This window comes from Halorussus halophilus (assembly GCF_008831545.1).
GTDB classification, from domain to species: domain Archaea; phylum Halobacteriota; class Halobacteria; order Halobacteriales; family Haladaptataceae; genus Halorussus; species Halorussus halophilus.
This window is the reverse complement of record NZ_CP044523.1, coordinates 3,002,555-3,015,827: the sequence shown is the minus strand read 5'-3', so window position 1 is coordinate 3,015,827 and position 13,273 is coordinate 3,002,555. Positions and strand designations below refer to the sequence as shown.

General features: G+C 62.4%; 15 protein-coding genes. 5 read left to right on the top strand and 10 right to left on the bottom strand.

What is annotated here, in order from left to right:
• The first annotated feature begins 213 nt into the window (after window positions 1-213).
• Both F7R90_RS14980 and F7R90_RS14975 read left to right on the top strand, forming a co-directional pair.
• A complete protein-coding gene (locus F7R90_RS14980) occupies window positions 214-624 on the top strand; it encodes a DUF7344 domain-containing protein (RefSeq protein ID WP_158058208.1) in 411 nt (136 codons plus the stop codon).
• Between the two features lie 317 nt (window positions 625-941).
• Window positions 942-1,310, top strand: coding sequence for a DUF7344 domain-containing protein (locus F7R90_RS14975; RefSeq protein WP_158058207.1), 369 nt, complete (start codon window positions 942-944; stop codon window positions 1,308-1,310).
• 18 nt (window positions 1,311-1,328) lie between these two features.
• Here the strand turns inward: F7R90_RS14975 and F7R90_RS14970 are convergent, their stop codons facing one another.
• Window positions 1,329-1,607, bottom strand: coding sequence for a HalOD1 output domain-containing protein (locus F7R90_RS14970; RefSeq protein WP_158058206.1), 279 nt, complete (start codon window positions 1,605-1,607; stop codon window positions 1,329-1,331).
• Window positions 1,608-1,966: 359 nt separating this feature from the next.
• On the opposite strand from F7R90_RS14970, the gene F7R90_RS14965 reads away from it, so the two are divergent.
• Window positions 1,967-2,758 carry a TrmB family transcriptional regulator gene (locus F7R90_RS14965; RefSeq protein ID WP_158058205.1) on the top strand — a complete coding sequence of 264 codons (792 nt, stop codon included), beginning with the start codon at window positions 1,967-1,969 and terminating at the stop codon, window positions 2,756-2,758.
• Window positions 2,759-2,783: 25 nt separating this feature from the next.
• Here F7R90_RS14965 and F7R90_RS14960 read toward each other — a convergent pair whose 3' ends face one another.
• Both F7R90_RS14960 and F7R90_RS14955 read right to left on the bottom strand, forming a co-directional pair.
• Window positions 2,784-3,632, bottom strand: a complete 849-nt coding sequence (locus F7R90_RS14960; RefSeq protein WP_158058204.1) for a ribose-phosphate diphosphokinase — start codon at window positions 3,630-3,632, stop codon at window positions 2,784-2,786.
• A 450-nt stretch (window positions 3,633-4,082) separates the two neighbouring features.
• Window positions 4,083-4,928: an HVO_0234 family beta-propeller protein gene (locus tag F7R90_RS14955; RefSeq protein WP_158058203.1), complete on the bottom strand. Its 846-nt coding sequence runs from the start codon at window positions 4,926-4,928 to the stop codon at window positions 4,083-4,085.
• Between the two features lie 157 nt (window positions 4,929-5,085).
• Between F7R90_RS14955 and glmM the strand changes: the two genes are divergently transcribed.
• On the top strand, window positions 5,086-6,450 hold the full coding sequence (gene glmM, locus F7R90_RS14950) for a phosphoglucosamine mutase (protein ID WP_158058202.1): 1,365 nt from the start codon (window positions 5,086-5,088) through the stop codon (window positions 6,448-6,450).
• 4 nt (window positions 6,451-6,454) lie between these two features.
• Here glmM and F7R90_RS14945 read toward each other — a convergent pair whose 3' ends face one another.
• The 7 genes from F7R90_RS14945 to hisB form a co-directional block, all read right to left on the bottom strand.
• Window positions 6,455-7,609 (bottom strand): DUF7118 family protein, encoded by a 1,155-nt coding sequence (locus tag F7R90_RS14945; RefSeq protein WP_158058201.1) that lies wholly within the window; start codon window positions 7,607-7,609, stop codon window positions 6,455-6,457.
• 4 nt (window positions 7,610-7,613) lie between these two features.
• On the bottom strand, window positions 7,614-7,994 hold the full coding sequence (gene hisI / locus F7R90_RS14940; RefSeq protein WP_158058200.1) for a phosphoribosyl-AMP cyclohydrolase: 381 nt from the start codon (window positions 7,992-7,994) through the stop codon (window positions 7,614-7,616).
• Window positions 7,995-8,035: 41 nt separating this feature from the next.
• The gene (locus F7R90_RS14935; RefSeq protein WP_158058199.1) at window positions 8,036-9,229 is read right to left on the bottom strand and encodes a hypothetical protein; all 1,194 of its coding nucleotides are present in this window, start codon (window positions 9,227-9,229) and stop codon (window positions 8,036-8,038) included.
• Window positions 9,230-9,333: 104 nt separating this feature from the next.
• Window positions 9,334-9,978, bottom strand: a complete 645-nt coding sequence (locus F7R90_RS14930; protein ID WP_158058198.1) for an IMPACT family protein — start codon at window positions 9,976-9,978, stop codon at window positions 9,334-9,336.
• The gene (locus F7R90_RS14925; RefSeq protein WP_158058197.1) at window positions 9,975-11,117 is read right to left on the bottom strand and encodes an AI-2E family transporter; all 1,143 of its coding nucleotides are present in this window, start codon (window positions 11,115-11,117) and stop codon (window positions 9,975-9,977) included. The genes F7R90_RS14930 and F7R90_RS14925 overlap by 4 nt, the downstream gene beginning before the upstream one ends.
• A gap of 61 nt (window positions 11,118-11,178) precedes the next feature.
• Entirely contained in the window at window positions 11,179-11,682 is a 504-nt protein-coding gene (locus F7R90_RS14920; protein ID WP_158058196.1) for an ACT domain-containing protein, read from the bottom strand.
• Window positions 11,683-12,388: 706 nt separating this feature from the next.
• Window positions 12,389-12,976, bottom strand: a complete 588-nt coding sequence (hisB, locus tag F7R90_RS14915) for an imidazoleglycerol-phosphate dehydratase HisB (RefSeq protein WP_158058195.1) — start codon at window positions 12,974-12,976, stop codon at window positions 12,389-12,391.
• Between the two features lie 109 nt (window positions 12,977-13,085).
• Here hisB and F7R90_RS14910 point away from each other — a divergent pair, with 109 nt between their 5' ends.
• On the top strand, window positions 13,086-13,268 hold the full coding sequence (locus tag F7R90_RS14910; protein ID WP_158058194.1) for a hypothetical protein: 183 nt from the start codon (window positions 13,086-13,088) through the stop codon (window positions 13,266-13,268).
• The last annotated feature ends 5 nt before the right edge of the window (window positions 13,269-13,273 follow it).

The following is a 13,273-nucleotide window of genomic DNA, read 5'->3' as shown; positions in this document are numbered from 1 at the left end:
AAAAGGTGCAGTGTTACATATGAGTGTCCGCACTAAAGGGGTTAGAGTTCGTACTTCGCATACGGAACCACGGAATACACTGTGCGTCACTCCTCTCCTTCAGACGTGGAGGACATGGATACTATGGAAAATCGTGCCGGTGCTGCTCCATACACGTGTCAACACGTGACCGCATCACACGGTCTCCACGCGTTCCGAAGCGAGGAACATACCATGTCCAACTACTCTAACTCTAACGCGCACGACTCGTCGAAGCCGAGAGGCGAGTCCAAGCAATCGACTGCCCTCGGTCCTCCGAACGGGGACTCCGAAGGAGAGTCGTGGGAGATGCGTCGAACGGTCGCCGACGAACGCCGCCAGCACCTCCTTCGATCGCTCGGCGAACACGACGGACCACTCTCGGTCACCGAACTCGCCGAACTCGTCGCCGGATTCAGAACGTCGGACGACCGCGAGTGTCCGACTCCCGTCGCCATCGAGCGCGAACGAACCCGCCTCTGTCGCGTGGACCTCCCGCAACTCCACGACGCCGGATACGTCGTCTACGACGCCGACGAATCGGAGGTTTCGCTTCCCGAGTCGCCGAACCGAGAGTTCACGTCTGTTCAGGCCGACGACGACTGAGAGAGTACCTATTCTGCGTGCGTTCGCGACCGGTTCGATCATTCGAAACTGCGACTTCTCACTGCCGACCAACGTCCCCCATCTTCATCGACTAATGTCTGCTTTCGTCGTCCACCCCCACTCAGTCGGTCAGTTTCGAGTTCACTCACACCTGCGTAAACCTAGATACTTAACTGTCTGCCAATCGACCGAGGAGACGGGACGCCCAATCGTTCGGGTGAATCGGTAGGTGGTCAAATGTTTGTGAATGCAGATGCATCCCGCGGTGTAGAACGGCAGGTAAGCTATTTGTTGGTCTCTCGGGTGGAGGAACTTCGATGACGAACTGCAAGGGGGAACTGGACGCTTCGATTCCGACCGACGCCGAACCGCCGCTTCCGGTCGATACGCTCTTCGACGTGTTGTCGGATTGGCGACGCCGTCGCGTCTTGTGGCGACTCGATACCGAGGACGACCCTGTCGCACTCGCCGACCTCGCAGCACTGCTCGTTGCCTGTTCGAACTCGACGCTCGATTCGGACGCGGCGCGGGTGTCGCTTCACCACTCGATTCTGCCGCGACTCGCTGCCGAAGGACTGGTCACCTACGACAGAAACGCTGGGCAGGTTGTACTCTCCGATCTAGGGGCACAGTTGCGGCCGTACGTCGCGCACGCGAGGAAGTTAGACCCGAACGCCAGTGATTGAGGTACGTAGACGAGGCGACTACCGCGGTGGTTCGATGGTGTACAGTCCGCTGCTCCGAATCGTGACGTGGTAGCCGTCTACGTCGAAGGAGACGCGGCCGTTGTCGCGTTCGCTGCCGTCGTGGCGAGGTGCGAACAACAAGTCGAGTGCGTCGGGGTCGATGTGGTCGTGGAGTCGTATCGACGTCACGTCTTCGTCACGAACGTCGGCTAACGCCAGCGCGACGCGCGTACTCGCCCGCTGGTCGGAACGACAGTCTCCGACGCGAATCGCCGGATTACTGGAATTTTCTGGCAATTTTCTCACCCGTATGGAATATCGACTGCCAGGAATGTGGCAGCCGGACACGTAGTGGTAGGTGGTTGGGATTTTCGACCACGCGCCAGTCGAAAGTCGATTCCCAATCACAATTAAGGTTTTGTGATTCTGTGGGTGAACGCATTTGTGGTGATTCAGCTCCCGAAATTCTCCGAATTTCTGTGTGATACCACCCAAGAAATATATCTTCAATTCTTCTCAGCGTGAATTTTCTAGAGATGGGAAAAAATACCGTGATTTGTATATGCAAGCACGCTCCTACTCACGACTAACTCCGAAACGGTCGATGTGATACGTGCGGTGCGTCGTGTCGCTCGCCGTTCGGTAGGTGGTTGGGCATGAGCGACGAAGCACAAATTACCGTAGTCGAATTGTTGCAGCAACTAGGACTGAAAGAATACGAAGCGAAAGTGTTTGCGGCACTCGCCCGCTCCTCGAATAGCACTGCCCGAGAAATAAGCGAACTCGCGGACGTACCGCGAACCCGCGTCTACGACGCTGGCGAACAGCTGGCGTCTCGCGGTCTGGTCGAGGTTCGTCACTCGAATCCGAAGCGATACCGAGCGATTCCAATCGGCGACGCCGTCGAGATACTCCGCAGTCGGTACGACGCGCGCTTCGAGCAGTTGGCGACCGCACTGACGGAACTGGAGACGAACTCCGAGTCCGCTTCGGACTCGACTGACGGCGTCTGGTCGCTGTCGGGTGTGACGACTATCGCCGAAATCACCGAACAGATGGTCGAAGACGCCCAGCGTGAAGTGTTGGCCGTCCTCGGTTCGACTGCCGACCAGCAGGAACTACTGGACGCGCTCGGTGCGGCGTCCGACCGCGGCGTGACCGTCTACCTCGGCTTGTTGACCGACGACGAGGACGAGCGAGACCGGGCGTTCTCGGCAGTCCCGGACGCCAAGACCCCGCCGCTGTTGGAAGACTGGTTGAACGATTCGGAAAGTACGGACGACAAACGAATCAGTCAACTCATCGTCGCCGACCGAGAGCAACTGCTTCTCAGTGCAGTTCGCGAGCAAAACGGCGACACCGTCCAGAATGCGATTCACTCGAAGGGGTTCGGCAACGGCCTGCTGGTCGTCGTTCGACGACTGCTCGAAAACGGACTCCCCGAGTAGAACTCCCCACGGAGTCCGGCCTCTCTCAGAGCGCGTCTGCTAATTTCGGCGCGACCGACACCTCGCTGACGGCGCGCTCGATAGTGTCGGTGCCGTACACAGTCTCGACGCCTGCCCGCGAGAGTTTCGTGTAGGCGTCGGCGGCGAGCATGGGATGGACGCAGGTGACGAAGACGCGACTCGCCTCGCGTTCGTGGAGGATTTCGACCGCACCCGACATCGTGGACCCGGTAGCGATGATGTCGTCCGTGACGACCACGTCGCGTCCCGACACGTCGGTGTCGCTCGGCGTCAACTCCACTTCGGTACTGGAGTGGCGTACCTTCTCGAAGTAGTCGGCGGTGCCGGTGCCGTAGGACGTTTTGACGGTTTCAGCGATGTCGATAGCGCCCGAATCGGGCGAGAGGAACACGGGGTCGTGCAGGTCGTCGGGGAGCGGTTCGGCGAGTCGTCCGGCCCCGTCTACGGACTCGGCGGGCACGTCGAAGAAGTCACAGACTGCCTCTTCGTGAGGGTTGACCGTCATCACGCGGTCGGTACCGGGGGAGAGCGCGCGGGCAACCGCTCTCGCGGAGACTGGTTGGCCGGTCTCGAAGGCCTGGTCTTGGCGCGCGTAGCCCATGTACGGCAGGATGGTGACGACTTCCTCGGCACCCCACTCGCGCACGGCGTCCTGTAACTGGAGCAGTTCGAGGTGGGCGTCCGAGGAGACGGTCGAACCGACGACGATAGCCCGGTCGTCCTCGAATCCGGGGGCGCTCGCCATCACCTCGCCGTCAGGGAACCGCTCGTACTCTACGCTCGCCAACGGTTCGTCCAACTCGGCGGCGAGTTCGGCCGCCAGCACCTGCGAGGCTGACCCGCTCACGATCATATTCGTGGGGTGGATACGGGAGGTTAAACCGATTTTCACTCGTGGCTGTTCGGGAGGGGTTCGTCGGCTGTGACAGGAATATCAGGGATATTGGGTTAGTGACAGAAAACTCCGCGACGACAGCGACTGCTCCTCCAGTAGAGCACTCCTGAACGATAGCGACTTCCTCCGCGACAACGACCGCTACTAATCCCTATACAAAGGAGAAACCGCGCCGCACAGCACCGAACGAGCCACATCTTCCCACCCGATTGCGGCTCTCGATTTCAGAAAACGCAGCACGCCGCGTTTTCTGAGCTATGGTCCTCATCCACCGTCAGCGCAAGCTCTGACGAGCCTTGGCTCACATTCGTTCGCCAAGACCTCGCGCGGACTGGTCGTGGCCCAAACCACGGGCCACGACCGCGCGCGCCGGTTGGTCAGTGAAAACCCAATAAACCAGTTTCTAACTCAAGGCGTCGCAATTGCTTTCACGCCCGGCAACCCCAACACCTGCTTGCGCCACCCATCGCCGACCGACAACAGAAAATCACCATCCTCAGTCGCGGCGTACACCGCGTCGTGTCTCACCACGTCTTCCGAATCGCCCTCTGTCGAGCTCTCGTATACGTCGTCGCCGTGGGCCAGCGTGACGACGCTCCCTTCGGTCGGTATCTCCACGGAGTGCCACTCGTCGTCGTAGCCGAACAGGCCGTCCTCGCCTGCGGCGTGTGCCCGACCGAGTTTCCCCGTGTTCTCGGTCGCACTGACCGCGACGAACTCCCCTTCCAGTACCTCCATCCAGCCGTTGCCGAGCGTGTAGAGACCGTCTGCCGTCGCGGCCAGCGGAACGCCCTCAGTGGACACGTCCCGCGCGTCGGCCAAGCCGACGTGGTCTAAATCTCGCGCTTGGGCCCGATAGACGCCCGACTCTGCCGCGAGCAGGGGGCCGTCGATTGCGCGCACGTCCTCCAATCGGCCAAGTTGTCGCCACCCTCCGCCGTCCTCCCGGAAGACCGCGCCGTCCTCACGAGCCACGAGCAGGTCCTCGCCGTCGAAGCCGACCGCAGTCGAGGCACCGACTTCCAGCGGTTCGAAGCCCTCCGTGCCGTACACCAGCGTCTCCTCGTCGGTGGCCACCGCGACGCGGCCGTTCCGCCCAGCTACGTCGCGGGCCGTACACTGGTGTTCCAACCCGAACTCGCCCACGAGGTCGTCGGAGGTTTCCACCCCGGCGACTCCGAAGTCGCCAGCGACGTACACCGGAGTAGAGTTCCCCGTCCCCCGGTAGACTCGCTTCTCTTCGATGCTGACCATACTAGAACTCGGTTGTCGGGTCAGAAATGCGTTCGGGCTTTCGGCCACGAGACAAATCAGCGAATTGAGGCTCTGGGGTCGCCGAACCGGCCGTCACGGGGTCACACGGCCGCCTGCCACCGGAATCCCTTTCACCTCCGGGGTACCAGCCACGCTTATGAAGGTATTCGGGTCGAGCGGCACGCGCGGGGTGGCCAACGAGGAACTGACACCCCAGTTCGTGCTGAAGGTCGCTGAGGCCGCGGGGACGGTCTGGCGGGCCGACCGGGTCGCGGTCGCTCGGGACACCCGTGCGACGGGCCAGATGCTCGCCGACGCGGCCGCCAGCGGTCTCGCCAGCGTCGGCGCGAACGTCGATAGACTCGGCGTCATCCCGACGCCCGGCGCACAGGCGTACGCCGAACGCGAGTCGGTGCCGGTCGTCATGATTACGGCGAGTCACAACCCGCCGGAGTACAACGGCGTGAAACTCGTCGGCGCGGACGGCATCGAACTCGCCGTCGCGGACTTAGAGCGCATCGAACAGAAGTTCCTCGCCGAGAAGTTCGAGAAAGTCCGCTGGAGCGAGACGGGCACCAGCAGAGAGATCGAGAGCGCCCGGCGGGAGTACGTCGATTCGCTGCTCGACAGCGCCAACCGCGAGAAAATCGCCGACACCGACCTCACCGTCGCGCTGGACCCCGGCCACGGTGCGGGGTCGCTCACCTCGCCGGAGTTCTTCCGGAAACTCGGCTGTCGCGTCGTCACCACCAACAGCCAGCCGGACGGTCACTTCCCCGGTCGGAACCCCGAACCGGTCCCGGAGAATCTCGAAGACCTCGGCGCACTCGTTACTGCCGCGGACGCCGACGTGGGCATCGCTCACGACGGCGACGCCGACCGGGCCATCTTCTACGACGAGAACGGCGAGTACATCGAGGGAGACGCGACGCTCGCGGCGCTCGCCGCCGCGGAACTCGACCCCGGCGACTCGGTCGTCTCGGCGGTCAACGTCTCCCAGCGACTCGTGGACGTGGCCGACGACCGCGAGGCGTACCTCGAACTCACGCCCATCGGTTCGACCAACATCATCACCCGAATCGAAGACCTCCAGAAGAAAGACCGCCACGTCCCGGTCGCCGGTGAGGGAAACGGCGGCATCTTCTTCCCCGACTACCGACTCTCGCGGGACGGCGCGTTCACCGCCGCACGATTCCTCGAACTGCTGGCCGACCAGCCAGCGAGCGAAGTCGTCGCGCCCTACGACGGCTACCACAACGTCCGCATCAACATCGAGTACAGCGGCGACGCGGAACGCGAAGCCCTCCTCGAAGCGGCCGAGGAGGCCGCTGACGAGACCGACGCCGACTTGACCACGCTCGACGGCTACCGCTTCGACTACGGCGACGCGTGGGTGCTGACCCGACCGAGCGGCACCGAGCCGATGGTCCGAATCTACGCCGAGGCCCGGGGGGAGTCTCGGGCCATCGAACTCGCAGAAGAGATGGAGGAAAGACTGCGGGCGGCGAAGGCCGAAGCCTGAGAAATTACTGCGACCGCTCGGGGTACTCTTCCAGCGCAGATTCCAACTGCTCTTTCCGCTCGCGCAACTGCTCTAGTTCCCGCTCCACCTGTCCGTTCGCCAGTTTCTCGCGCTCTTCGCTCGCCAGTTCTGCTTCGGCACGCGCCGCGGTCCGAAGGCGCCCGAACTCCGCTTCGTCTCGGGTCAGGTCTCGCACCTCGCGCAACTTCGCGACCACGTCTTCCGGCGCGAACTTCGCCACGACCGCAATCAACTCGTCGGCGCGCCAGCGCAGTTCTGCCCCTTCTCTAGGGGGCCACTCCACTTCGAGCGGGTGGCTATCCAATCGTTCGAGATACGTCTCGTTGGTCGCCACGGCACGCTTGAGCGCGGCGGGGTCCTCGACGTAGTGGTCCAACTTCGAGTTGGAGTACCGAGAGAACTCTACCAGTTCTGGAATCGGTTTGGTGCCTGCTTCGCGCGACTCGACGTACGAAACGAGAGCCTCGGGTGGCTGGCGAAACTCCACGAGCGGATACTCCTCGGTCGCTTCGACGAAGTCGAGTACTTCGCGGGCGCTCGCGTCTTTCTTGAACGTGGAAAACGCCGTACTCACCGCCTCGTCGTAGGATTCGATAGGCTCGCGGAGGTTTTCGGTTGGGGCTTGGAGGTCTGCGTCGCCGAGTTCGAGCAGATTTTCGTGGGACTCGATTCGCTCTCGCGTCTCCACGAGGTCCGTCGTCACGTCGCGTCGGGCTTCGCGATACTGCGCTCTCGCTTCGCGGCGCTCGTCCAGCAACGCTGCGATGTCTGCGGCTCCTTCGAGGTCGGTACGAGCGCGCTCGAAGTCGCGTTCGCTGAGTCTGCGTTTGTCGATGCGCTCTTCGGCGGCCTCGAACGCCTCGCGCTCTGGCAAGTCGTCGGCCAGACTCTCCACGAGGTCCGCGAACTGCCCCTGAAACTCGAGGTACGCTTCGAAGTCGCCCGTGCCTGTGGCACGGCCCTCGTAGCTGTCGAGCAGTTTGATTGCTTGCTCGTAGGCGTCGGCGACTTCCTCGACGGTCTCCTCCCCATACTCCGAGACTCGTCGCTCAGTTTCGGTTACTTCTGTGGCGGCGACTTCGAGTTCGCCGGTCGGGTCGCCTGCGTTCGTCGTCGTCGTTCCGGTGTTCCTGCTCATCGCACTACTCGTACACGTCGTTGGGGTCGAAGGCTTTCTCTGCGACCTCTTCGCCGTCGATGTTTCGGTAGAAGCAGGTCTCGTAGCCCGTGTGGCAGGCTCCGCCCTCTTGGTCCACCAGATAGAGTAACGTGTCGCCGTCGCAGTCTACCCGGACCTCCCGGACGTGCTGGACGTGCCCGCTCGTCCCGCCTTTCTGCCACAGTTCCTCGCGACTCCGCGAGTAGTAGTGTGCGAGACCGGTCTCGCGCGTCTTTCGGACTGCCTCGGGCGTGACGTAGGCGAGCATCAGCACCTCGCCGCTCTCGGCGTCTTGTGCGATTGCCGGGATGCGGCCGCGCTCGCCAAAGTCGAGGTCAACCTCGGGGGACAGGGCGTCGCTCATGTGTCGTGGTTCGGGTTTCCCGGCGATATGTTTTGTGTGTGCTACTCCTCGACGCCGCACTGACCTTTGTAGTAGATGGTCTCCTCGCAACTCGTCGCGTTCATCTGCTCGGAGTAGACTGCGTCGGCGAAGCCACGCTGATTGAGTTTCTGTGCCGACTTCTGCGAGAGGTAGTAGTCGTTCTCGTAGGAGAGGAACCCTTCGCAGGTGTGCATCTGGCCGTTGCAGTCTCGGCCGCCGATTTCCCGGACGACGTTGTGCAGGAGTTCGTGCGTGATGGTGTGGGCCTTCCGTCGCGCGTCGTCGCGTTCGGAGCCGAGCCACGGCGTGACGATGTTCGTCTTCGACCCGCCCGCGTTGCCGCTGCCGCGAATCGGAACGCCGTCTCCGGCCATCACGACGAGGAAGTGACTGCCCGTATTCTCGCCGATAGTGTTCTGGTTGTAGAACTCCCGCATCGCCATGAAGCCGCTGACGCCGTGTGTCGTGGTGCCGTCGTCGTGTTCCCACTCGTCGATAGAGCGGTCGATGCGCTCCTCGTCGGTGAAGTGGACGTTGATGCCCGTCTCGCCGTCGGGGTTCTGTACCGGCATGTCGGCGTACCACTCCTCGACGTTGTCGAAGACGCTGAACGGGAGCGTGTACTCAGTGTTGCGGAGGTAGATGACGTGGACGAACATGTCCTTGTGGAGCGGGTCGGCTTCCGAGAGGTCCGCACCCTTCGGACTCTCTCCCCTGACTTCCCAGCCGTCGAGCAGGTTGTCGCCGTCGGTGTCTGCGAGGGTCGGGTCCAGCGGCCCGTTGACTTCACGCTTGTCCGAAAGACCGTCGCCGTCCGAATCCGCGCTCGTCGGGTCCAAGCCGTCTTCTGCCTCTTTCGCGTCTGGAATCCCGTCGCCGTCGGTGTCTTTCGAACGCGGGTCTGATTTCTCCCACGCGACGATGTTGCCGTACGTGTACGTTCCATCTCCCGCGGGGTTACCGTACAACTCCTCTCTGTCGCTGAGTCCATCCCCGTCGGTGTCGGCGACTGTCGGGTCAGACCCGAACTCGTACTCGGTGTCGTCGTCCAGTCCGTCACCGTCGGTATCGCCACTGAACGGATTCGTCTCGCCCAACTCATCCGTTCCCGCGATACCGTCGCCGTCCACGTCGAGTGCGAACGCCGTCCCGACGCCCGTAGCCACCACGAGCAGAAAGACGACGCCGACCAGTCTCGGCGTCAGTTGCACCATGCGCATGACCAATCATGGATTTGGTATAAAGGTTGGTCAGCAGGTGAATCTTCGCTGGATTTCTGTTCGCTCGTCTCATCCGCTTTCGGCCCGTTCTCTCGTCGTCACTCGATTTCTGCTCGGCCGCTCGTCGCGCTCCGAATCCGGTCTCGAAGCGCGTCTGCTTGCTCCTCGGGCACCCGAACCTCGAAGGCGACCTGCTCGCCGTACTCTGCGTCGAACTCGACGCCATCTCTCGGATTCTCCGCTCGTTCGTCCCGACGCGCTCCGCGCGTCGCGCTTTCGAGTACTCCTCGCACCGTTCCCGAATCGTCGTACTCGACCGTAATCTCGAATCGCTCGTGTGGTTCCGCTTCGACCACGCCAGCGGCCTCGACGGCTTCTTTCACAGCTTGGGAGTACGAGCGCGCAAGGCCACCGACCCCCAGATTCGTCCCGCCGTAGTAGCGCGTGACGACGACTACGACGTTCTCGATGTCCTGTTGCTGGAGAACGTTCAGCGCAGGCTTGCCCGACGACCCGGAGGGTTCGCCGTCGTCGCTACTCCACTCCCGGAGCGGGTCGTCGCGCACTCGATAGGCGGGCACGTTGTGGGTCGCGTCGGCGTACTCCAACTCGATTTCCTCGATGAATTTCTCGGCTTGCTCGCGGCTCTCGACCGGTTCGGCGTGGCCGATGAACTCCGACCCTCGCACTTCGAAGGCGGCCTGTCCGCGGTCTGCGAGAGTTCTGTAGGTGTCGTCGCTCATTCGCTTCCTCCGGCGTCTGCCTGCGCGCCGTCGCTCCGTTGGGCACTCTGGGGGTCTGCACCTATCGACTCGGCACCCTCGGCGTCCGGAGACGGCGTCTCGCCGTGGACGAGGTCCGGCACGACGATGCGCGCCAGTTGCACCAGCACCACGGCGACGAGCGGACCGAGGAACAGTCCGTACCAACCGAACAGCATGGTGCCGCCGATGTACGCGAACACCATAAGTCCGCCGTGGAGGTTCCGTCCCGCGATGTACGGTCGCAGGACTGCGACGGGAAGTAGGTCCAACAGCACGAGACACACCGCAAAGAAGACCACGGGGAACCAGAGTGGTCCCGCACCGGTCGCCGCCTCGTAGCCGATGTACGCGCCCACCGGCACGTAGACGATTTTCCCGACGACCAGCGGCACGAGCGTGGCGACTCCAGTCAGGAGCGCGAGCAGTGTCGGCACTGGAACGCCGAGACCCGACGGCGCGATGGCGTTCAGTGCGTTGTAGACGACGACGCCGAGTCCCATCACCGCGAAGACGGTCAGCAGGTTGCCGACGTAGACCTTCTGGAGGTCTTCGTCCACGGCCGCGACGTAGGCGCGTGCAGTCGAGTCTTCTGCGGCGATCTGCTCGCGGAACCAGTCCGCGACTCGGTGGTCGTCTCTGAGCAGGAAGAACGCGAGCATGAACGAAAGCGAGAGGTGTGCGAGACCGCCAGCGATGGTTCCGAGGACGCCTACCACCGTCGAGAGCATCTGTTCCTGTGCGTTCTGTCCCGGTCCGGCAATCTGTCTGAGGCGTTCGACCGCCTGCGTCGGGTTCTCGGGCGTGCCGGGGAGGTATCGCGCGAACGACGACAGCGGTGTGTTCGTCAGCGCGCTCAACTCGCTGAAGCCCACGAAGACGGTGTAGCCGACCAGCGCGACGACCGGAATCGTCACGAGGAGGAGCGTCGCGGCGGCCGCACCTCCTGTGGGAAGTATCGTGCGCAACCGCTGGTACGCCGGGCGCGTCCCGTAGTAGACGAACAGACCCAATACGACCGTTCCGACGAACGCGTGGAGGACGAACAGAAACACGACGAGCATCGCCAGCGAGAAGGTCCACCACGCGACTCGCTTGCGGTCGTCCGGGAGCCAACTCATGGCAACTTGCTACGGGACGGAGAGGGAAAGGTAGGCGGGCCGACGGCGAAAGCAGAATCGCTTACTTCAACTCTATCTTCCGAACGAACTCGAAGTTCTTCAACTCGTTCAGCACGTCGCCGGGAACGTCCTCGTCGGTAACGATGTAGAGTCGCGGGTCGTCGGTGAATTCCGGGTCCTCGCTAATCGTCTGGCGAATCGAGATGTCGTTGTCCGCCAGCAGGGTCGTAACGGTGGCGACGATGCCCGGTTCGTCGGCGTCGGCCACTTCGATGGTGAGGACGGTGAGGTCCAGCACCGGCGCGAGGTCCATCAGACTCGGAATCGAGGAGATGTTCTGGAAGATGCGCCGGAGTTGCTCGTCGTCAAGGATGGCGTCGGTGGTCGAATCGACTACTCTGCGGTCCACGTCGATTTCGCGGGCGATTTGGGTGTTGGGGATTTCGATGCCGCCCGACACGACTCTGCCCTCGTCGCTCACGGAGAACCCGCGTTCGAGGAGCAAGCGTATTACGGCTTGTTGGGAGGGGCTTCCCTCGAACTTCTGCATTATCTCGTCGAACATTGATTGGTGAGTAGTGGGGTATCGAGGGGTTTAGTCGTTGTCTCTCGCTTTCTTGGTTTCAACTCTGTCAGAAGTTTCGACGTGAGTTCGAAGGAGAACACTTCGAAAGAATCAGTGGGACTGTGGCCACCCAGAAAGCCCCGCCCGCTCGCGGTCGCTGGCGCAGGATATTCTGGCCTCTCCGCACAACTCGGCCAGAATAGTGGCCTGCGCAGACGACCATGCAAGCGCGACCGGGCGGCTCCTTTCAGTCCCCCGAACACCGCACCGTCTGAGCCACGCCCTCCCCAACCGACTGCGCTTCTCAATTCCGGGAAACGCGGCGTGCCGCGTTTCCCGAGTTGCGATGCTCATCCCTCGCACAGTGTTGACGATAGATGAACTCGCGCCAGCGCGCGCCGGAGTGGACTGTCCACCTTCGAAACAGCAGTTGAGATAACCCCACAAAACGCCCGGTGAACCAGACCACAGGGCGGGACTGAAAGGGGCCACTTGCTCGCGTTTATGTAGTCGTCTCAGCGACATATCGGTGTCTCTCCGGCAACGCCCGACACCGATATGTCGCTGAGCGACCGCGAGTTCTGTTGGAGCAAGCTCCAACAACATCACGCTCACTCCGTTCGCGTGACCAGGTGGGGGCTTTCGGGGTAGTCACATCAGCTGTAACTGTGCTGTCGCTGTAAACTATCACACCAAACCCAACGTCCTACAGTTGCCCTTTCGTACTCGCCACGTCACTCCGTCGTTCGTCCACCCGCGTCGCGTCATCCAAAGCCCGAGCCACCGACTTGAACATCGCTTCGATTTCGTGGTGCGCGTTCTCCCCCTCGACACCAACATGAAGCGTCAGTCCCGCGTTCATCGCCAGCGACCGCATGAAGTGCTTGGCCATCACGCTCGTCATCTCGCCGACTCGCCCTTGCGAGAACTCACCGTCGAACTCGAACAGCGGCCGCCCGCTCACGTCCACCACGACCGAGGCCACTGCCTCGTCCAGCGGCACCTTCCGGTCTGCAAACCGCTCGATGCCGCGCTTGTCGCCGAGTGCCTCCTCGAACGCCTGTCCCAAGGTTATCGCCACGTCCTCGACCGTGTGGTGGTCGTCAATCTCCAAATCCCCATCACAGCGCACCGTCAGGTCGAACAGGCCGTGTTTGGCGAAACTGCCGAGCATGTGGTCGAAGAAGCCGATGCCCGTCTCGACGGTGGCATCGCCGTCGCCGTCCACGTCCAGCGTCACCTCGATGTCCGTCTCCGCCGTCTCGCGGGTGACGGCGGCCGTGCGGTCTGTCATGCCTACAACGTTGGACCGGAGGTACAAGGTCGTTACCTTCGGCGCAGTCGCATGACGAGCGTCTGACGAGATTATATTACTGTGTTTCCTGTAGGAGGAAACGATAGAGATGCAGAAATCTGACGTGCTGAGTACGTTGATGGTGCCGACGGGAGGACTACTCGCGCTGACTGGCGAGGGCGCAATTCTCGGCGTCCCGCTACTGGCCGCCAGTGCCTATCTGTTCGCGGGGTCGAACACCACGCCGGACCGCGACGAGGTGGAATCGACGATTCGACAGTTCACGCACTAATCCAA

What these genes read in the sequence shown, in the direction of transcription:
- F7R90_RS14980 (WP_158058208.1), top strand. Translation starts at nt 214, where the DNA reads ATGTCCAACTACTCTAACTCTAACGCGCACGACTCGTCGAAGCCGAGA.
- F7R90_RS14975 (WP_158058207.1), top strand. Translation starts at nt 942, where the DNA reads ATGACGAACTGCAAGGGGGAACTGGACGCTTCGATTCCGACCGACGCC.
- F7R90_RS14965 (WP_158058205.1), top strand. Translation starts at nt 1,967, where the DNA reads ATGAGCGACGAAGCACAAATTACCGTAGTCGAATTGTTGCAGCAACTA.
- F7R90_RS14960 (WP_158058204.1), bottom strand. Translation starts at nt 3,632, where the DNA reads ATGATCGTGAGCGGGTCAGCCTCGCAGGTGCTGGCGGCCGAACTCGCC.
- F7R90_RS14955 (WP_158058203.1), bottom strand. Translation starts at nt 4,928, where the DNA reads ATGGTCAGCATCGAAGAGAAGCGAGTCTACCGGGGGACGGGGAACTCT.
- glmM (WP_158058202.1), top strand. Translation starts at nt 5,086, where the DNA reads ATGAAGGTATTCGGGTCGAGCGGCACGCGCGGGGTGGCCAACGAGGAA.
- F7R90_RS14945 (WP_158058201.1), bottom strand. Translation starts at nt 7,609, where the DNA reads ATGAGCAGGAACACCGGAACGACGACGACGAACGCAGGCGACCCGACC.
- hisI (WP_158058200.1), bottom strand. Translation starts at nt 7,994, where the DNA reads ATGAGCGACGCCCTGTCCCCCGAGGTTGACCTCGACTTTGGCGAGCGC.
- F7R90_RS14935 (WP_158058199.1), bottom strand. Translation starts at nt 9,229, where the DNA reads ATGGTGCAACTGACGCCGAGACTGGTCGGCGTCGTCTTTCTGCTCGTG.
- F7R90_RS14930 (WP_158058198.1), bottom strand. Translation starts at nt 9,978, where the DNA reads ATGAGCGACGACACCTACAGAACTCTCGCAGACCGCGGACAGGCCGCC.
- F7R90_RS14925 (WP_158058197.1), bottom strand. Translation starts at nt 11,117, where the DNA reads ATGAGTTGGCTCCCGGACGACCGCAAGCGAGTCGCGTGGTGGACCTTC.
- F7R90_RS14920 (WP_158058196.1), bottom strand. Translation starts at nt 11,682, where the DNA reads ATGTTCGACGAGATAATGCAGAAGTTCGAGGGAAGCCCCTCCCAACAA.
- hisB (WP_158058195.1), bottom strand. Translation starts at nt 12,976, where the DNA reads ATGACAGACCGCACGGCCGCCGTCACCCGCGAGACGGCGGAGACGGAC.
- F7R90_RS14910 (WP_158058194.1), top strand. Translation starts at nt 13,086, where the DNA reads ATGCAGAAATCTGACGTGCTGAGTACGTTGATGGTGCCGACGGGAGGA.